The organism is Xenorhabdus taiwanensis, from assembly GCF_036512875.1.
Taxonomy (GTDB): Bacteria; Pseudomonadota; Gammaproteobacteria; order Enterobacterales; family Enterobacteriaceae; genus Xenorhabdus; species Xenorhabdus taiwanensis.
The window spans coordinates 2,139,404-2,158,011 of sequence record NZ_AP028978.1 but is presented as its reverse complement, the minus strand read 5'-3'; the positions used below and the strand labels follow the sequence as shown (position 1 = coordinate 2,158,011).

19 protein-coding genes, 1 tRNA gene and 4 pseudogenes are annotated in these 18,608 nt (G+C 43.0%); 16 read left to right on the top strand and 8 right to left on the bottom strand.

What is annotated here, in order from left to right:
- Nucleotides 1–2 precede the first annotated feature (2 nt).
- The 4 genes and pseudogenes from ACE1SE_RS09730 to ACE1SE_RS09715 all read left to right on the top strand — a co-directional run bounded on the left by ACE1SE_RS09730 (nt 3) and on the right by ACE1SE_RS09715 (nt 2,012).
- Complete coding sequence (locus ACE1SE_RS09730; protein ID WP_374050725.1) at nt 3–554, top strand: NAD(P)H nitroreductase; 552 nt, start codon at nt 3–5, stop codon at nt 552–554.
- Nucleotides 555–733: 179 nt separating this feature from the next.
- Nucleotides 734–1,246: pseudogene (gene selD / locus ACE1SE_RS09725) on the top strand (selenide, water dikinase SelD); the annotation flags it as partial.
- 78 nt (nt 1,247–1,324) lie between these two features.
- Nucleotides 1,325–1,495 (top strand): hypothetical protein, encoded by a 171-nt coding sequence (locus ACE1SE_RS09720; protein ID WP_374050724.1) that lies wholly within the window; start codon nt 1,325–1,327, stop codon nt 1,493–1,495.
- Nucleotides 1,482–2,012, top strand: a complete 531-nt coding sequence (locus ACE1SE_RS09715; protein ID WP_374050723.1) for a conserved phage C-terminal domain-containing protein — start codon at nt 1,482–1,484, stop codon at nt 2,010–2,012. The genes ACE1SE_RS09720 and ACE1SE_RS09715 overlap by 14 nt, the downstream gene beginning before the upstream one ends.
- 5 nt (nt 2,013–2,017) lie before the next feature.
- On the opposite strand, the gene ACE1SE_RS09710 is transcribed toward ACE1SE_RS09715, so the two are convergent.
- From ACE1SE_RS09710 to ACE1SE_RS09700, 3 genes are all read right to left on the bottom strand, one after another.
- A protein-coding gene (locus ACE1SE_RS09710) for an IS1 family transposase (protein WP_374050722.1) occupies nt 2,018–2,715 on the bottom strand; the annotation gives its coding sequence in 2 pieces (ribosomal slippage) (nt 2,018–2,466 and nt 2,466–2,715; 699 coding nt in all).
- Nucleotides 2,716–2,994: 279 nt separating this feature from the next.
- Nucleotides 2,995–3,510 carry a DUF2569 domain-containing protein gene (locus tag ACE1SE_RS09705; protein WP_374050721.1) on the bottom strand — a complete coding sequence of 172 codons (516 nt, stop codon included), beginning with the start codon at nt 3,508–3,510 and terminating at the stop codon, nt 2,995–2,997.
- Between the two features lie 210 nt (nt 3,511–3,720).
- A complete protein-coding gene (locus ACE1SE_RS09700; protein ID WP_374050720.1) occupies nt 3,721–4,689 on the bottom strand; it encodes an IS110 family RNA-guided transposase in 969 nt (322 codons plus the stop codon).
- Between the two features lie 169 nt (nt 4,690–4,858).
- Between ACE1SE_RS09700 and ACE1SE_RS09695 the strand changes: the two genes are divergently transcribed.
- The 4 genes and pseudogenes from ACE1SE_RS09695 (at nt 4,859) to ACE1SE_RS09680 (ending at nt 7,190) form a co-directional block, all read left to right on the top strand.
- Complete coding sequence (locus tag ACE1SE_RS09695) at nt 4,859–5,206, top strand: terminase small subunit (protein ID WP_374053636.1); 348 nt, start codon at nt 4,859–4,861, stop codon at nt 5,204–5,206.
- A gap of 162 nt (nt 5,207–5,368) precedes the next feature.
- Nucleotides 5,369–5,929: pseudogene (locus ACE1SE_RS09690) on the top strand (phage terminase large subunit); the annotation flags it as partial.
- Between the two features lie 51 nt (nt 5,930–5,980).
- A complete protein-coding gene (locus ACE1SE_RS09685; protein WP_374050719.1) occupies nt 5,981–7,018 on the top strand; it encodes an IS630 family transposase in 1,038 nt (345 codons plus the stop codon).
- Between the two features lies 1 nt (nt 7,019).
- On the top strand, nt 7,020–7,190 hold the full coding sequence (locus ACE1SE_RS09680; RefSeq protein WP_374050718.1) for a hypothetical protein: 171 nt from the start codon (nt 7,020–7,022) through the stop codon (nt 7,188–7,190).
- Here the strand turns inward: ACE1SE_RS09680 and ACE1SE_RS09675 are convergent.
- Nucleotides 7,177–7,530 (bottom strand): transposase, encoded by a 354-nt coding sequence (locus ACE1SE_RS09675; RefSeq protein WP_374050717.1) that lies wholly within the window; start codon nt 7,528–7,530, stop codon nt 7,177–7,179. The two genes, ACE1SE_RS09680 and ACE1SE_RS09675, sit on opposite strands and share 14 nt — an antisense overlap.
- 14 nt (nt 7,531–7,544) lie before the next feature.
- Between ACE1SE_RS09675 and ACE1SE_RS09670 the strand changes: the two are divergent.
- The 6 genes and pseudogenes from ACE1SE_RS09670 to ACE1SE_RS09645 all read left to right on the top strand — a co-directional run.
- Nucleotides 7,545–7,982: pseudogene (locus tag ACE1SE_RS09670) on the top strand (terminase large subunit); the annotation flags it as partial.
- Between the two features lie 69 nt (nt 7,983–8,051).
- A pseudogene (locus ACE1SE_RS09665) lies at nt 8,052–9,418 on the top strand (anti-CBASS protein Acb1 family protein).
- On the top strand, nt 9,375–9,560 hold the full coding sequence (locus tag ACE1SE_RS09660; protein WP_374053715.1) for a hypothetical protein: 186 nt from the start codon (nt 9,375–9,377) through the stop codon (nt 9,558–9,560). Before ACE1SE_RS09665 ends, ACE1SE_RS09660 begins: the two are co-directional and overlap by 44 nt.
- A gap of 89 nt (nt 9,561–9,649) precedes the next feature.
- The gene (locus ACE1SE_RS09655; protein WP_374050716.1) at nt 9,650–10,534 is read left to right on the top strand and encodes an IS982 family transposase; all 885 of its coding nucleotides are present in this window, start codon (nt 9,650–9,652) and stop codon (nt 10,532–10,534) included.
- Nucleotides 10,531–10,689: a tail fiber assembly protein gene (locus ACE1SE_RS09650; protein ID WP_374053635.1), complete on the top strand. Its 159-nt coding sequence runs from the start codon at nt 10,531–10,533 to the stop codon at nt 10,687–10,689. The genes ACE1SE_RS09655 and ACE1SE_RS09650 overlap by 4 nt, the downstream gene beginning before the upstream one ends.
- A gap of 370 nt (nt 10,690–11,059) precedes the next feature.
- The gene (locus ACE1SE_RS09645; RefSeq protein ID WP_374050715.1) at nt 11,060–13,006 is read left to right on the top strand and encodes a DNA topoisomerase III; all 1,947 of its coding nucleotides are present in this window, start codon (nt 11,060–11,062) and stop codon (nt 13,004–13,006) included.
- A 56-nt stretch (nt 13,007–13,062) separates the two neighbouring features.
- Here ACE1SE_RS09645 and xthA read toward each other — a convergent pair whose 3' ends face one another.
- On the bottom strand, nt 13,063–13,869 hold the full coding sequence (gene xthA / locus ACE1SE_RS09640) for an exodeoxyribonuclease III (protein ID WP_374050714.1): 807 nt from the start codon (nt 13,867–13,869) through the stop codon (nt 13,063–13,065).
- A 651-nt stretch (nt 13,870–14,520) separates the two neighbouring features.
- Between xthA and ACE1SE_RS09635 the strand changes: the two genes are divergently transcribed.
- The gene (locus ACE1SE_RS09635; protein WP_374050713.1) at nt 14,521–15,384 is read left to right on the top strand and encodes a helix-turn-helix domain-containing protein; all 864 of its coding nucleotides are present in this window, start codon (nt 14,521–14,523) and stop codon (nt 15,382–15,384) included.
- Nucleotides 15,385–15,673: 289 nt separating this feature from the next.
- Here ACE1SE_RS09635 and ACE1SE_RS09630 read toward each other — a convergent pair.
- The 3 genes from ACE1SE_RS09630 to ACE1SE_RS09620 all read right to left on the bottom strand — a co-directional run bounded on the left by ACE1SE_RS09630 (nt 15,674) and on the right by ACE1SE_RS09620 (nt 17,370).
- Nucleotides 15,674–15,758, bottom strand: a tRNA-Tyr gene (locus ACE1SE_RS09630).
- A gap of 234 nt (nt 15,759–15,992) precedes the next feature.
- Entirely contained in the window at nt 15,993–16,841 is an 849-nt protein-coding gene (purU, locus tag ACE1SE_RS09625; protein ID WP_374050712.1) for a formyltetrahydrofolate deformylase, read from the bottom strand.
- Between the two features lie 67 nt (nt 16,842–16,908).
- On the bottom strand, nt 16,909–17,370 hold the full coding sequence (locus tag ACE1SE_RS09620; RefSeq protein ID WP_374050711.1) for a YchJ family protein: 462 nt from the start codon (nt 17,368–17,370) through the stop codon (nt 16,909–16,911).
- A gap of 296 nt (nt 17,371–17,666) precedes the next feature.
- Here ACE1SE_RS09620 and galU point away from each other — a divergent pair, with 296 nt between their 5' ends.
- Entirely contained in the window at nt 17,667–18,584 is a 918-nt protein-coding gene (gene galU, locus ACE1SE_RS09615; RefSeq protein WP_374050710.1) for a UTP--glucose-1-phosphate uridylyltransferase GalU, read from the top strand.
- Nucleotides 18,585–18,608 lie beyond the last annotated feature (24 nt).

The following is an 18,608-nucleotide window of genomic DNA, read 5'->3' as shown; positions in this document are numbered from 1 at the left end:
TAATGAATGCTTTGGAACTTTTGTTAAATCGTCGTTCAGTTTCACGTTTAACAACCCCCGCCCCAACAGGTAATGAATTGCAACATATTTTAGCCGCAGGGATGAGAGCACCTGACCATGGAGCTTTGCGCCCTTGGCATTTTATTGTGATGGAAGGGGAAGGTATAAATAAATTCAGTAATCTCCTTGAAAAAGCAGCAATTGAGGGCGGACTTGGCAAGGAAGTTGAGGAGAAAGCAAAAAATGCTCCTTACCGAGCCCCCATGATTATTACCGTTATCGCCAAGGTAGTTGAACATGCAAAAGTTCCGGCATGGGAACAAGTTGTTGCTGCGGGATGTGCCGTTCACGCGATGCAAATGGCAGCAGTCACCCAGGGTTTTGGCGGTATATGGCGTTCAGGCTCATGGACAGAAGATCCCATTGTCAGGGCGGGTTTGGGATGTGAGGAAAATGACAAGATTGTTGGATTTCTTTACTTAGGAACCCCACAACTCAGGGCACCTGCAAAAGTCGCAACACCAGATTTAACGAATTTTGTCAGTTACTTCTAATTTATAGTGATTCCTTAACTGGAGCGACTAATATCAACTGAAATTCGTCTGACTCAATACAGCCATAGTGCCGGATGTGGTTGCAAAATTTCGCCTAAAATGCTGTAACCCCATCATGGCAATAGCGATTTTGGGTTGGCCGATTAATAATCTGGCCCAAAAATCGTGTAAAATGTCATCCTTTGGGCGTCAGTGTATTGACTATGGCTGAAAAGAAAGGATTGCTTCAACTTAAACACCAGGGTATTGCGAAAGAAACTATGTGCCAGTTGAATAAAACGGGGACAAATTTTGCAGGAATTGAGAGTGTTACAGCGATGACGGATGTAACAGGCTTCGGTCTGTTGCGGCATTTGAGTGAAATTTGTGAAGGCTTTGGCGTTCAGGCGAAGGTCAAATTTTCACAAATTCCGAGATTGCCAGATGTTGATGTTTATATTGAAAAAGGTTGCGTTCCTGGAGGCACGGGACGCAATGTTGACAGTTATGGGCACTTAGTTGGAGAGATGACTCTCCGTCAACGTCATCTCCTGTGTGACCCACAAACTTCGGGTGGTTTATTGCTGGTAATTTTGCCGGATGCCGTGGAAGAAGCGAAAGCTGTTGCACGAAACCACGACATTGATTTTTTGGCTATTGGTGAACTGACTGAGCCAGGCTCAGGCGGAGCACTAATTGAAGTTCTTGAATAACTCCATGCGTCTTTTGATTGCAGAAATAACCGGCTTATCCAGACAGAATGTGAACAAGGCAAAAATGAATTAATTTCAATGCGTTTTTTGATTATTGATGGTAACAAAATAGGGGTAAACAAAGCCACAACAGAGTGGATTAATCAATCTAGAGACACACAAAAGAAATACTTTAAAGAAAAAAGAAAAGATCCCCCTTACCCCCACGGGGGAAGAAAATCTCGCTCTCAAAATATTGGATTATTTTAACCAGCTCACCCATTCTCGGTTTCAGTCAACAGCACCATTCTTGAAAGCGCTATCCACAGTGAAGAGCAAGGGAGTGTGCTACATGGTTGATGAAATCAAACTGGTGATTGAATGGGCTGTTACCCAATGGACGTATGGCGAGAAGCTCAAACCTGAAAACTTGTTCCGCATGACCAGATTCGATGGATACCTATCAGACGCCGTTAAGTGGAAAGAGCGTATTGATAGAAATCCTGTCGATTGTCCTCATACAGAACTAATCACTCTCTGGAATAACAAGATCCCTGCCCGCAGCGTCGATGCTCAGGAATGGACATCACGCAGGCCTGCCTACCGAAACCTAGAAACCGTGTGGAACGGGAAAACCAACAAAGGGAGCTGGCGAGAGGTTCAGCACATGGCGACATGCTTTGAGCTGATCAGTCAGTCGTCATTGTTCAGCCAACTGAAAGAAAAACCGTGGTTAACGCTGGATTGGATACTCAAGCCGGAGAACGGTCATGAACCCAATGGTTAGATCATTTAGGGAAAGTAGTATTCACGTTCAATGAATGTTCCTATTACCTTATCGTGCATCACTTCGGATTTAGAATAGCCTATCGTTTTTCGATTTAACCTTTTTATACGGATACGAAGAGTCAGGTTGGTTCTTTCTATACGTTGGGTCAAGGCCTTTCCTGTGAGATGTTTTTCCTCAGGAAGGCAATCATAAACGGCATAATTATCCGTACAGTAGAACTGGATATCGAAAGGAGCCAGAAGAGCCAACAATTTTTTCAGCGTTTTCCTGCTGCGATCACCAAATACATGAGCCACAATCCGCTTCATCAAGGGTTCCCAGGCATACCAGAGCCAGCGTTGGTTTTTCTTGTTACCGACAAATGACCATTGCTCGTCTAGTTCACAGATAATCTGGATATCACTTCCTGCCAGAGGCAATGTGGTTACCTGCCTGGGGGTGAGGTTTTTCGTGTGCGAATGACCGTGTTAATGCCGACCTTCAGGACGCGAGCGGTATCCCTGACACCGGCGTTATTCATCGCCATATCAATAATCCGCTCTTTCATGCCAGGATTACAGGCTTGATAGGTATAGGTTAGTTGAAAAGTTTTACGGCAGGTGTAACAGTGATAGCGGGGATGACCAGTGCGCCCTTTTCCATGTCCTTTCACCTCTTCTGTTTTGTGACAGTAACGACAAACCACATCAACTTTAGCCATCTCTCACCCATAATAAAAAGTGGGGACTTTATCACAACATCTAATCATTGGGAACATGACCGAATGAAGGCCGTACGGACTTGCAAAAAGGGATTATGTGCTGGGTTCGTGCAGTGGCTCAGCCAACGACATTCTAATCACCACCCCAGAATCATTTGCTCAGGAGTGGCAGGAGTAGGTTAGGGCGCAGTGTCAGTGAGCCTCTGAGTAATCAGGGTTGCAACCACTAATACATTTTAGATGGTTGCAGAGAATTGCAGGAGAAAGGAGCCGGAATGATTAGTTCACAAAGGTTCTTTTAACTCTCACTGATACTAAGAAATAAGGTATCCATATAGCAGAGTAAAAAATAGCACGAACAAGATATGCAATATCTTCCATGTCAGGTTTCACATGGAGACCAATCGAGTATAGTATCGTTGCACCTTGGATAACAATGTTGAATATAAGTACAGAGATATAGAAACGCGGCGCTTTCTTTGATTTTTTTAAAAAGAAAGTAGTAGTGAAAATAATTAATATAAATAATGATATATCTAAGATAATTGCGATTATAAATACAAATGTATACAAGGGTCGCCAACCTTCAGCGAGATCGACATACGTTGTATATGTCAATTGAATACCTGTGACAATTTCATATATACTCGAAATGAGCATAAATATCAGACTGATAGCAGGAAGATACAGCCATCCTCCAATTTTCTTAAATGATTTTTCTCCACATGCAGTGCAAACCTTTGCATCTTGAGATATTTCTTTTTCACCACATTGAGTGCATGTCCACTTATCCATATGAATCGACCTTTTATGTTTACATAAGTTTACGAAGTTTAATGCGATTTTAAATGATGGCAATAACTAATTAGGCTTATAGGGAATCAAACATGGCACAAAAGAAAATCCAGCTCACTAATGAGCAAAAGGTTCTCTTTGATGCCTTAACGAAACTTCAACAGAAATTCGTATTAGGCATCTTAAAAGCAACTGTCTTAGACAATTTTTTTATGAGGTAATGTAGTGATACGATTCATTCCATTCTTCATTCTTTTTGGTCATGGCGTTCAGGATAGTCAATAGCTTACGCATACAGGCAACCAGCGCTACTTTTTTAGCCTTCCCCGCAGCGAGCAACCGATTGTAAAACGCCTTGATCACCGGATTAAACCGAGTTGCCACAAGTGCGGCCATATAGAGTGCGGTACGCACTCCAGCCCGACCACCAGAGATGGTTCGTCGGCCTCGCATTGTCCCTGAATCACGGTTAACAGGGGCTACACCCACAAGGGCGCTGATTTCGCGACGCGTGAGTTTACCCAGTTCGGGGACTTCTGCTAACAATGCTGCGGTGGTCGTCGTGCCTATCCCTTTGACGCGACAAAGTCTTTCTGAGATAGATTTAAAGTGCGTTTTGATATGGTTATTCATATCGTTATCAATGCGCGACAACTCTCTTTCCAATGCTTCAATAATCACGTTAATACTTTTTCGACTCTGTGGATGAGATGGATGCAGACGATTACGCTCAGCAACCAGCATGGTAATCAACTGGCGTCTACGCACCACCATAGCAGAAAGAACCTGACGTTCAGCATCCGGTAGTGCTCGAATAAACCGTTCACGTTCGGGGTGACGATCTATCACCTCCGCCATCTGAGCCAGAACTTTGGCATCAATACGGTCAGTCTTTGCCAGATACCCCATCGCACGGGCAAAATCACGCGCTTGTCTGGGATTGATGATCACGACATCAAGACCTTCAGCTTGCAGTGCATAAGCCACAGCCGCTTCCAGTCCTCCGGTTGCTTCCATCAGGATCAGTGAAATTGTATGTTCCTTCAGCGTAGACACAATGACGTCAAAGCCATCAGGATCATTACTGATAGTGAACGCGCTTATTGTTGTACTGGCGGCGATCTCCAATGAAGCTTTGGAAACATCAATGCCTACACAAAGTGGACTTGGCTGACTCATATTACCCTGCCTTGCAAATGCGTTATGGATAACAGACAACTGTTCGGGTTTCAGATGAGTGGCTCAGTGTATGCGCCAATAGCTTTAAAACGGGCTTAAAACCCCAGGACAACTCAGACTGCGTACACTGTGCCAAATCTAATCGTATTTATTTTAACCTACTTTTAAGATACAAGGACTGAATCAGGTAGATGCTTATAAACAGGCTGGGTACAAAGCAAAGACTGATGAATCAGCTAGAGCATCGTCTTCGGAAATCTTAACAAATCTTAACGTTAAAGCGTTTCTCGATGCCATGAACCAAGAAACGGTTTCTGATGCGGTTATGAGTCGTCAGGAAGCCCTAGAGCGCCTATCAGCAATGGGGCGTGTTTCTATTCACGATATCGCCGACTTCCATAACAGACAGATAGGGGAAGATGACGAGGGTAGGCCTGTGTTTCAGGCGACATGGCAATTTAAAGATTCAGCCTTGCAGAACCCGGCAGCACTCAACTCAGCGCCATTTCCGAACTGACTACCGGTAAAGATGGCATCAAGCTGAAACTCCATGATCCGAAATCAGCCATCAAACAATTGACTGAATTGATGGGATGGGAGCCAGCGAAAAAAGTCGATTTGAGTTCCACTGACGGCTCAATGTCCCCCGCCAAAATAGTATTGGTTGCCGGAGGTCAGCATGACGACAGCGAGAATTGAACTTCCGCCGAAGCTCATTCCGGTATTTAGTGGTGATTATCGCTATCGGGGATCATACGGTGGGCGCGGCTCAGGTAAGACACGTACTTTTGCCAAAATGAGCGCGATTCGCGGCTATATGTTTGCGGAGGCAGGTACGGAAGGTGTGATCCTGTGTGGGCGTGAGTTTATGAACTCGTTGTCTGAATCCTCAATGGAGGAAGTCAAACAAGCCATCAAGTCCGAACCGTGGCTTGATGGGTACTATGAGATGGGTGAGAACTTTATCCGCACCAAGAACCGCCGCGTGTGGTTCGTGTTTGCTGGGTTACGTCATAATCTCGACAGTATCAAATCCAAAGCCCGCATTCTGATAGAGTGGATAGATGAAGCGGAATAGGTATCTGAAACGGCATGGCGAAAGCTAATCCCCACGGTACGTGAAGAAGGTTCGGAGATCTGGGTAACGTGGAACCCTGAAATTGACGGTAGCCCAACTGATAAGCGCTTTCGCAAAACACCGCCTGACAATTCCTGCATTGTTGAAATGAACTATACCAATCGCCATTGAAGATGCTTGATTTATCCCCCAAACCAGATCATGCTTACGACCATGAAAATTCATCTGACACCAGAACAAAAACGTGCCCTCGAATTGATGCATGATACCACTCGTGACAGTCGAGTCTGTGATCGCATCAAGGCCGTGCTTTTGGCCTCTGAAGGCTGGACTGCTCAGATGATTGCACAGGCCTTGCGTATTCATGAAAGTACGGTCAGCCGTCACCTAAAAGATTTCATCGCTCAGGAAAAGCTCATCCCGGAAAATGGCGGGTCTGAAAGCCATCTCTCTGCCGAACAAACCACCGACCTGATTGATTATTTGACGGCCAATTTGATGCATACGACCACTCAAATTGTGGCCTATGTCCAAGCCCGTTGGCAGGTGTCTTTCAGCGTGGGCGGAATGACAAAATGGCTTCACCACCAGGGTTTCAGCTACAAGAAACCCAAGGGCGTTCCGCATAAATTTGATGCGGATAAACAGCAACAATTTATTGATGATTACCAATCGCTGAAAAACGGAGTGGGTCAGAGTGAACCTATCCTATTTATTTATGCGGTGCATCCAACCCAGTCCACAAAGCTCAGCTATGGCTGGATGAAAGCAGGAAAAAATCAGGTCAAAGTGGTCGAAACCACCGGCAGTCGTACCCGTCTCAATATTCTGGGTGCCCTCAATTTACAACGCATTGAAGACACGGTGATCCGTGAGTATCCGAGTATCAATGCTGAAAACATCGCGTATTTTTTCGGGTCGCTCCGGGAAACTTACCCGCTTTCGCAAAAAATCCATATTATTCTGGATGGTGCGGGTTACCACAGAGCAGAGTTGGTGAAAGAGATGGCGTATGTCCTGAATATTGAATTGCATTACCTCCCGCCTTATAGCCCAAATCTCAATCCGATAGAGCGATTGTGGAAGTATATGAATGAGCAGGTGCGTAACAATGTCTATTTTCCGGATGCGAAGACGTTCCGTGAAACCCTTCGTCACTTTTTTCAGGTCACGTTGCCAGAAAAAGCGAAAGAACTGACGACTCGACTGACTGACAACTTTCAGATTTTAATTCCTGCATCTTCAAGTTAGATTGGTATATGACGATAATCCGTGGTTCCCTGATGCGCTGGAACAGGAACGCGTTAACGAGATCGAAGCCTTTCCTGATGATCTGTGGCAACAAGCAGACAGGTTATTATTTGGCGGTGACTTCGGTTTTGCCAAAGACCCCAGCACACTAATTAACCTCAGCTTCGTTTAAGAATAGCGATATCATTATCCCGTAAATTCAAGCTCGGTTTTTTAGGTTGGAATGTATAATCAATAAGACCCGCAGTGACTTCCAGCAAAAAATCGAGCTGACTGCGATGTTTTGAGTGTTCTATCTGAGAAATATTTTTGAGCTGATCAATGACCGTTTCTATCAAAAATCGTCTCCTTAACATCAACCTATCCCAGAGTGATAACGCTTTGGCTTTCATGTTGCTACGAATATTAGTGATTAACGTAACACCTTCCGCTTCCAACTCATCACATATACGTAAGTAAGCTACCTTGTTCTTTTGTCTGAAAAGCTCTCTTGCAATACTGGGGAAGGCCATATACGAAGCTCAGGTTAATTAGACAATTTATTCTGAATGATTACCTGTATATCGAATATGAGGCTTATGGTATTGGCGTAGAACTGGATTATATGCCTGCATTCTATGAACAAGTACCAGAGTCTCGCAAATGGCCTATTAAAGCTGATGCCGCCAGACCAGAGACGACCAGCTATCTCAGGCGGCAAGGGTTCAATATCTCTGCCGCTAAAAAGTGGCAAGGCAGCGTTGAGGATGGCATCACCTATCTACGCGGTTTTAAGCAAATCATTATTCACCCGCGTTGCAAGCACACCGCCAAAGAAGCCCGGCCCTATTCTTATAAAACAGATCGCATTACGGGCGCGGTACTGCCGGTGATTGAAGACGCCAATAACCATTGCTGGGATGCCAGTCGGTACGGACTGGACGGGTATATCAAACAGAAAAACAATGGCGCATTTTTCTTTTAAGGAGCAGCTGTGAGTAAAGACAAACAATCATTGTTCGTTAATAGCCTAGCTGACACTATCGCTAAACGGATGATTTATGCGGCTGGTGGCGTAAGTGGCAATACTAAACGCACCAATATCTATTCTGAGTTCGGTTACCCCGAACAACTCAGGTTCAGAGAATACTACAACGCCTATGAGCGTAATGCGGTGGCGCATGCTGCTGTACATCGTTTGCTGGATGGATGCTGGCAGGACAACCCGACCATCATTGATGGCGAGGAAAAGAAAGAGTCCGCAATAACTAGCGCATGGGAGAAGGAAGTCACAAAACTATTAAAGCCGTTTTGGGCGAAAATTAAAGACGCTGACCGCCGCAATATGATTGGGCATTACTCGGCACTGCTCATTCAAGTTAGGGATAGCAGGGTATGGAGTGAGTCCATTGATATTACAGTAGTATCACGGTTAAAAGGCGAAGCGCTGGTAAACCTGATTCCAGTCTGGGAGCCTCAACTCACTGTTGCTGAATGGGATACAGATATTAATTCAGAAAACTACGGGCAACCTAAGATGTTCAACTTTGATGAGCGTCCGGTGGGTCAGATTGAGATACAAGGGCCAGCTAAACAGCTTGCCATTCACCCATCGCGGGTCATTGTTTTGTGTGAAGGCGCTGAGGATGGGAATATTTTCTCAGGTACACCATTACTCAGGGCGGGATATAACAAATTACTGGACGTTGAAAAAGTCTCTGGCGGTAGTTCTGAGGGATTTTTGAAAAATGCCTCTCGCCAGATTGGGGTGGAGTTTGATAAAGAAACTAACCTGCACGACATCACTACAGCGGCGATTCAAGCTGGCTACAAAAACCTCGGCGCAGCATTGGAAGATAAAATCAGTAAGCTTAACCGTGGACGGACTCGGCAGCAGTGATGCAGGCAGGTAAGCTGAATGTATTGTCAGTCGCGCAGGGCGATCCAACGCCGACATGGGAAGTCACGACCCGTGAGTTTTGTGCCTCTGTGCAAGTGCCGTTCACGGTGCTGTTCGGTACTCAAACGGGAAAATTAGCCGGGGATAAAGACGATGCCACTTGGAAAGTGAGATTGAATGGGCGTCGATGGGGTTTTCTGACCCAATATGTAACACGCTTGATAAATCGATTGTGGGAAATTGGCATTATCGATCCACCTTCTTCTGGCGAGGTCACTATTGCATGGTCTGACATGCTCGCCGCCAGTGAGCAGGAAAAAATCGACAACATGATTAAGATGGCTGAGGCAGCACTGAAAACCCAGCAGGCTTTCGGAACACCGATATTTACACCCAATGAAATTCGTACCGTGGGTGAGTTGGAGCCTCTGGAAGAAGAACCCGAACCGCAGGGTGCAACAGGAGCTCCGTTAACTGATGAGAAAGACCAGAATCGGAACCCCGATAATACCGAGAAATAAACGCGATCCCACTCAGTCATACCGTTCAGTCAATAAAATGTTCCGTGATATTGAGCAACGGTATTACGACATCAAGAAAGCCCTCAAGCAATTATTTGACAGCACTCTAACCGGACACCAGAAAGACGGAGAACCAAGTTAACCTGAGCTTCGCTTAAGAAGGGAACTAAAGTGCCTGAGGCACGATCAAAGTTTTTGCTAAAGAAAACAAAATCGTGGAGATCCTCAGGCATGTCTAATTTAGAAGAACTTTACTGCTGCGTCGATGACTTTTGCCAAAAATTTATTCCTCTCTGGCATCAACAGCTCATTGAAAACGGATTACGTAAACGGCACCGCGAAGCGTCCCTTTCGCTCAGCGAAATCATGATGATCCTCATTTTATTCCATATGAGCCATTATCGTGATTTTAAAACGTTTTATAATAAAAATGTAAAACAATATCTTACCGCAGATTTTCCCGGATTAGTCAGCTATACCCGCATGCTCACCCTGAAGAAAAGGGCACTGATTCCTTTATGCGCTTTTCTTTCGTCACGTAAAGCGACAACCCAAGGGATCGCTTTTATTGATTCCACCAAAATTGCCGTTTGTCACAACCTTCGCATTCCCCATCATCGGGTATTTGAGGGAATGGCACAACGAGGAAAAACCCGTACAGGCTGGTTCTATGGTTTTAAACTTCATCTGGTTATCAATGATTGCGGTGAACTTTTGGCCGTAAAATTAACCGCCGGAAATAAGGATGATCGTCACCCTGTCAAAGCATTGGCAAGAGGGTTAACGGGATGTTTATATGGCGATAAAGGGTATTTATCACAGGCTTTATGCGATGAGCTGGAAGCGGAAGGCGTTACGTTAATTACTAATGTCCGTAGCAACATGAAAGCCAACGCGTTATCGCTCTGGGATAGGCTGATGTTAAGAAGACGATTTTTGATAGAAACGGTCATTGATCAGCTCAAAAATATTTCTCAGATAGCGCATTCAAGACATCGTAGTCAGCTCGGTTTTCTGCTGGAAATCGCCGCAGGCCTCATTGCTTATACATTCCAACCTAAAAAACCGAGCTTGAATTTACGGGATAATGATATCGCTATTTTTAAACGAAGCTGAGGTTACGTAATATTAGAGAGAAAATTGAGCCGCTACAGGATGCGGTCTATCTGGATGTGGCCACCGAAGGTGAAAAGGCGGCGCTGACAACATGGCATCGTTACCGACTGGCACTCTATCGACTGGATGTTTCCACGGCCCCAAACATTGACTGACCTAAAGCGCCAGAATAACAATCAGGGGCAGCGCGCCCCGAAGGCACCCGCCTAGATATCCGTGTCCAGATGCCGGCAGATTCGGTGTGGAATGTGAGGCAGGGGGAGGTGAGTGTTGAATCAGATATCAAATGGTCTGAGTAATCGGAGTAAGGGGAGTGGTTAGTCAAATCCTCTATATATCTTCGCCCGCCGCGGGTAGAGATATAAGAAATATTTGGGGATGTAATGAAAAATAACATAACCGCTGATATATTTGTTTGTCAACACAAATGAACTCAGAAGGTGTTTTACCAAAGAGTCCTGATAAACAGGATAATATTTAGTGTTAAATTATAATTTAAATTAAAAATCAAATAGATAATATTAAATGCGTCTTTTTATTGCAGAAAAACCGAGTCTCGCAAGAGCCATCGCAGATGTTTTACCGCAGCCCCATCGACGTGGGGATGGGTTTATCGAATGCGGTAATAACCAGTTTGTGACCTGGTGTGTTGGTCATCTCTTGGAACAGGCCGAACCCGATGCCTACGATAGCCGTTATGCTCGTTGGGTCTTGGCTGATTTACCGATCATGCCTGAAAAATGGCAGCTAAAGCCACGGGCAGCTGTGGCTAAACAGCTCAACACAATTAAATCCCTGTTGGAAAGAGCGACAGAAATAATCCATGCAGGTGACCCTGATCGTGAGGGGCAGTTGCTGGTGGATGAAGTGCTGGACTTTTTAGATCTGGATACAGATAAAAAACACAATGTCCAGCGATGCCTGATTAATGACCTGAATCCTCAGGCAGTCTCAAAAGCGATTGAACGGCTAAGGAGTAATCGAGAGTTTATCCCTTTATGTGTTTCTGCGCTCGCCAGAGCCAGAGCGGATTGGCTTTATGGCATCAATATGACCCGTGCTTACACCTTATTAGGCAAAAATGCAGGTTATCAAGGGGTATTATCGGTTGGGCGTGTCCAAACTCCTGTTTTAGGTTTGGTTGTGCGCCGCGATGAAGAAATAGAAAATTTCGTGCCAAAAGACTTCTTTGAAGTCAAAGCACATGTTGTTACACCCAATGAAGAGCGATTTACGGCTTTATGGCAACCCAGTGAATCTTGTATTGATTTTCAGGATGAAGAAGGGAGAATTATTCACCGGCCGTTGGCTGAACATGTCGTGGCGCGTATTACCGGACAACCCGCTTATGTTTCTTCCTATCAGGATAAGCGTGAATCAGAAACGGCACCATTGCCTTTTTCCCTGTCATCCTTACAGATTGAAGCGGCCAGGCGTTTTGGCTTGAGTGCTCAGGATGTACTTGACATTTGTCAGCGGCTTTATGAAACCCATAAATTGATCACTTATCCGCGTTCTGACAGTCGTTACCTGCCGGAAGAACATTTTGTTGGGCGTCATGCGGTTCTGAATGCTATTTCGGTTCATGCTACTCAATTGCTTCCGCAGGATGCTTTAAATATAGAGCAAAAGAACCGCTGTTGGGATGATAAGAAGGTTGATGCTCACCATGCCATTATTCCTACTGCACGTAGTAGCCAAGTTAATTTAACCGAAAATGAAAGCTATATTTATAGTTTGATTGCGCGACAATACCTGATGCAGTTTTTTCCTGATGCGGTATTTCGGAAATGTACAATTGAACTCGATATTGCAGGTGGGAAATTTATCGCCAAGGCACGTTTTCTGGCAGAAGCGGGTTGGAGAACTCTGCTTGGCAACAAGGAACGGGATGAAGAGAATGAAGGCACGCCATTGCCTGTTGTTGCTAAAGGAGATGAGTTATTGTGTGAGAAAGGCGAAGTGGTGGAAAGACAGACACAACCTCCACGGCCTTTCACTGATGCAACACTATTGTCTGCAATGACTGGCATAGCTCGATTTGTGCAGGATAAAGCGTTGAAAAAGGTGCTTCGTGCTACTGATGGCTTGGGTACGGAAGCGACCCGAGCAGGGATCATTGAGCTGCTATTCAAACGGGATTTCCTGTACAAACAAGGGCGCTATATTCACGCGACTCCGGCTGGCAGGGCTTTAATTCATGTATTGCCGGACATGGCGGTATTGCCAGATATGACCGCACATTGGGAATCTCGGTTGACGCAAATCAGCGAAAAGCAATTCCGTTATCAGGATTTTATGTTCCCCCTTCAGGAAACATTGCAGCAGTTGATTTGGCAGGCAAAACAGCATCGTAATTTGGCGGCTTTTAGGGACTTGCCTCCTGTTCCCGTTAATGCCAAAAAAGGGAAAGGAAAGCAGGCAAAATCGAGTAAGAGCAGGGCGAAGAAAGATCAAGCCAATCAGGGATAATCTTGAAATGCTGACACAGCACCATCTATTATGGTGCTGTGTTTTATGATTGCTGTTTATATCTTAAACTCAGTCCAAACAGGTGCATGGTCGGATGGTTTTTCCATGCTGCGGATAGCATAATCAATACCAGAAGAGATACATCTTTCTGCCAACGGATGGCTGGCAAGCAGCAAATCAATGCGCAGCCCACGATTATCATCAAAGCCTTTTGAACGATAGTCGAACCAAGAAAACTGGTCATTGACTTCGGGGCTTAGTGCTCGGAATGTATCGATGAATCCCCAATTTTTCAAGCGTTCCATCCATTCACGCTCTTCTGGCAAGAAAGAACATTTCCCCGTCTTTAACCAGCGTTTCTGGTTGTTTTCTCCGATGCCAATATCGAGATCTGTTGGACTGATATTCATGTCTCCCATAATCAGAATGTGTGACTCTGGAGAATGGTGAGTTTCCAGATAAGACAGCAGATCCTGATAAAACTTTTCTTTTGCAGGAAATTTAATTGGGTGATCACGGCTCTCCCCTTGAGGAAAATAGCCATTGATTACAGTTAATAAACCAAGAGGTGTCTCGATATCGGCCATAATAATGCGGCGCTGTGCATCATCGCCATCAGTAGGAAAACCTTTACGGATATCTACGGGTTGCTGGCGAGTCAACAGTGCGACACCGTAGTGCGATTTTTGACCATGATAAAAAACGTGATAACCCAGCTTACTGACTTCTTCCAGAGGAAACATTTCATCATGGACTTTTATTTCTTGTAATCCGATAACATCAGGTTGGTGTTGTTCAACAATGGCAGCGAGTTGATGATGACGTGCTCTTAACCCATTAATATTGAATGATATAAATTTCATATCGTAATAATCACCTGTATAATATTCTTATTCTTAATGTTAACAGATACAGATAAGGATGTAACTATTTATTAAATAATAAATTTCACCCAATTATTTTGATAATTCGCTATTTTACTCATATATGTAATACTATATTGAGTATAACGCTCTCGTTACCCCAAATTTAAAGTGTCGAATCGATTTTTAAATAATAAAAAGACACCAAATCAATAAATAGTAAATTAATTGATATATAATAATTCACTAATTGTTATATGTTATATTAAACTTTTGATATTATAATTTTTGTGAGGTTTTTTATTCTTGAAATTTATTTTATGTTGTGTGTTACAAAAATTAATTAATGAAAAAGTAGAAGAGTTAATCAATCTCTGATAGAAATTTGAACTTGTAGGCCATGGTTATATTTATTAATGGCTTACAATCACGGTGGAATATTCATCATGATATAGATGAATAATAGAATTCATCTAAACCGCATTATTGCATCAGGGACTGGCATTTTATATAAATGTCATTTGAAAAATACTTATTTTTATTGTACAAAATTATACCTTCATAATATCAAGTTTGATTTAGCGGTTACCTGATGAGAAGGCCATTTCAAGGAAATTATTTTAGCCACAAGTTACATAGGAACGGTGAATTATGTTTTTTTCTCGTAAATTAGAAGCATTCATGGCGGTGGTGGAAATGGGTTCTTTAAGCAAAGCGGCAAGAGTGATGAACCGTACGACTCCCCCAGTCGCTAAATCAATTAAAGACTTTGAAGCGACGTTAGGAAAGCGCTTATTCAAAAGGGAGAAGTTTGGGATGATTCTGACCAAAGACGGAGTGGAGTTATATAATGACTTAAAAGAGCTCTATTTGAAAGAGAAAGAAATTACAAAGAAACACATTAGCGGGAGTATTTGTAATATTGTAAATATATACCATGATTGGGGTAAGAAAAAGCATCTGATTTCGCTTTATAAAGCAGCGGACAGAAATAATGCTCAAGTTAATATATTACGCTTCAGTTATGATAACATTGATGAAATAGTTGACTATGAGGGCAATACAATAATTTTAAGTTCAGAAAAAATACTTAGTGATCGATTCAGTCTGGTAAGGAAAATTGATGGTCCAAATTTGGGGGTCTGCTGCCGTAAAGAGTTATTGGATGAAGTCAATGGGGACTTTACTCAATTGCTGAGAAAGAGAACGTGGTTATGTGATCCAGTGCTCTATAAAGGCAATTTGATAAAGAATTTGGAAGAGGAAATGATAAAAAACGGAGAAAAAGTTAATATTCGACAGATGGATAATATAGAATGCTGTCTCAATTTTATTCAGTCAACCGATTATATTTTTATTACAGATTCCCATTCTGGTGCATTGGAAGAGGGAGAAAGCCTAGGCTTCATTTCTATATCACGGCCTGATGCAATTAATCAGTGTTATGTCTACAAATCAAAATCTCATTCAAGCGTGTTAAATCGTTTCATCGACTCCGTCAGTGATATGGAGTAACTGACTGCATGAGCGGAGCGAACTATCAGATTTCTCAGCTCCGCTATGGGTGTTTGCCTAAATGCATTAAAAGAGCTTAGAATAGATTTGTGATGGTGGTGAGGAAGGATGACGTGTTATTTCGTTCCTCACCTTTGGCTTATATAGGTATTCATTTCACTTACTTCTCTTGCCCATAGCCACACTGTGGTATTCCAAATTGATACGTTCTGTGAGCCAGAAAGCTATAATCTACTGTTTAGTAAGGATAAGTATGTTTGATTTTATGTAATCAAATGTAAGTTCTTGATGGTGGTGGGGGAAGGATTCGAACCTTCGAAGTCTGTGACGGCAGATTTACAGTCTGCTCCCTTTGGCCGCTCGGGAACCCCACCAGATTTTTGAATTGTATGCTGTCGTTAACAGCGAACGGCATGATATCAGATAAACCGCCGCTGTAAAGTAGGTAATTGAAAATAAAGTATCGTGCGCTTGCTTTTTGATCCAAGTGGTTGTGTTGTAACCTGCTGGCTAATATCATCGCTAGAAAGTATCTGTATTACAGGTTGCATTTTGCCCGAACAGCGACAGGTACAATACTTTATTGTTTATTAAAATAACATAATTGGTTAAAGAATAACGGTACGGTTACCATAGACAAAAACACGCTGGGAAAATACCCAGTGTAATGCTTGGCTCAATACATTCTTTTCAACATCCCGTCCTGCACGCATCATTTCCTCAGCGGTATAGGTGTGATCCACATTTATCACATCTTGAGTGATAATTGGCCCTTCATCCAAATTGTCATTTACATAATGAGCCGTCGCGCCAATAATTTTCACACCACGTTCATAAGCCTGATGGTAAGGGCGAGCACCGATAAATGCGGGCAAGAATGAATGGTGGATGTTGATTATTTGATTTGGGTAATGCTGAACAAATGCGGGTGTTAAGACTCGCATATACTTGGCAAGCACAACATAATCCGGCTTATATTGATTAATTTGAGCCATCAATGCTTCGTCATGTTGTTCACGGGTTAGACCCTCATGACTGATGTAATGGAATGGGATATCAAACTGTTCAACCAATTTTTGCAAAGTAGTATGGTTGCCGATAACAGCCGCAATTTCAACATCCAGTCCACCATAGACGCTTTTGACTAAAATGTCGCCAATGCAATGCGCTTCTTTTGTCACCATGATAACAATACGACGTCGGCCTGCTGTATTTAATTCACGGTTTGAACCCGCCGGTAGAGCGTCATCCAAATCTGCCAGAAGAGTTTCGTCATTAAAAATACCCTCCAGCTCGGTACGCATAAAAAATCGGCCAGTACGATGATCAACAAACTCATTATTTTGAACGATGTTTAATTGATGTTTGTAACAAATGTTTGTGATTTTTGCGATCAATCCTTTGGAGTCAGGACAAATCGTACGCAAGATTTTTTTTTGTATGTTTGTGTTTTGCATGGATTACGAAAACCTCAAATATTCTTCACTGTGTGTGAGTTGTTATGTTTGATATTTAGATGCTGATCTAACCACAGCATTTCTTATATTTTTTGCCTGAACCACATGGGCAAGGGCTATTTCGGCCTATTTCAGGGCGAGTGCCATCTATATAAAACCAACGTTGATCAATGCGCAAAAAACGTGAGCGCTCATGAATCAATTGCTTATCTTGCTTTCCTTGTTCAATAAAGCAAGCTGAAAATTCAACATAAGCTTCGTTATTATGTTTCCCCTGATTAGTTTCGAGGACATTTAATCCCAGCCATTGTATACCGGCAAAACTCTGTTCTATTTCTGTACGCCAATTTTCAGCATGGCAATCTGGGTGCCAGGTAGCGATAAGATAGTCTGCATTTTGGGTAACGTAAGCGCTATATCTGGAACGCATAAGGGATTCAGCATCTGGGGCAGTGTGATGGTTTTCAAGATAGGGACTACAGCAAAGGTCGAAAGATGAACCACTGCTGCAGGGACACATTTTTGTCAAAATAACTCCAGTTATTCAAAGAGGTTGCAGATTATCGTTAATTGTAAGGTAAATTAGTATTTGTTGAATAGGATTAAATGCACAACCCGGCATCTAATCATTGAAATGTGATTAAAAGCTGGCGCACTGTATATCTGGCCGAATTAACTGGTGTATACTCGTGCGCGTTATTTTTTGTGAGTGCAATTTTCTTCACACATACGATTTTTTTTGAGAGTTAATGCTATTGTTTAAACTGTAAAGGAGTTTTTCAGTGAAAACATATCAGTGAAAACATAGCAGTAGGAGATGATGTAATGTCAGTAATAAATAAAAAGGTCAAAAAAGCAGTTATACCTGTTGCTGGTTTGGGAACCAGGATGTTGCCAGCCACCAAAGCCATCCCGAAAGAAATGCTTCCCCTGGTGGATAAACCACTTATTCAGTATGTGGTCAATGAGTGTATCAAAGCAGGTATTAATGAGATCATTCTGGTCACACATTCATCCAAAAACTCGATAGAAAATCATTTTGATACCAGCTTTGAGTTAGAAGCGATTCTTGAGAAAAGAGTTAAGCGCCAGTTATTGGAAGAGGTACAATCTATCTGTCCAAATCATGTGACAATTATGCAAACCCGTCAGGGAATTGCAAAAGGATTGGGACATGCCGTGTTATGCGCTAAACCACTTATTGGTGATGAGCCGTTTGCTGTTGTTTTGCCGGATGTTATTTTGGATGAGTACAGTACCGACCTGTCAAAATATAATTTGAGCGAAATGTTATCACGTTTTAACAGCAGTGGTGCAAGCCAAATTCTCGTCGAACCCGTCCCTGTAGAAAGTGTTGCGGATTATGGCATTGTTGATTGCTTGGGTGAAAATTTACAGCCTGGGGATAGCAAACCGATTGCCCGTGTTGTTGAAAAGCCAAAACCAGAAGAAGCGCCATCGAATCTTTCCATCGTTGGTCGTTACGTATTATCCGAAAAAATCTGGCCATTATTAGCTAAAACTGCGCCAGGGGCAGGAGATGAAATACAACTGACTGATGCTATTGCCATGCTGATGGAAAAAGAGCCTGTTGAGGCTTATCACTTGCAAGGCCGTAGTCATGATTGTGGTAATAAGTTGGGTTATATGCAGGCATTTGTTGAATATGGCATGAAACATAAAGAATTGGGCAAGTCATTCACGGATTGGATTATGACCTTGCAGAATCAGTTTGAAGAATAATCTACTAGTACTTTAAGGTGTGAT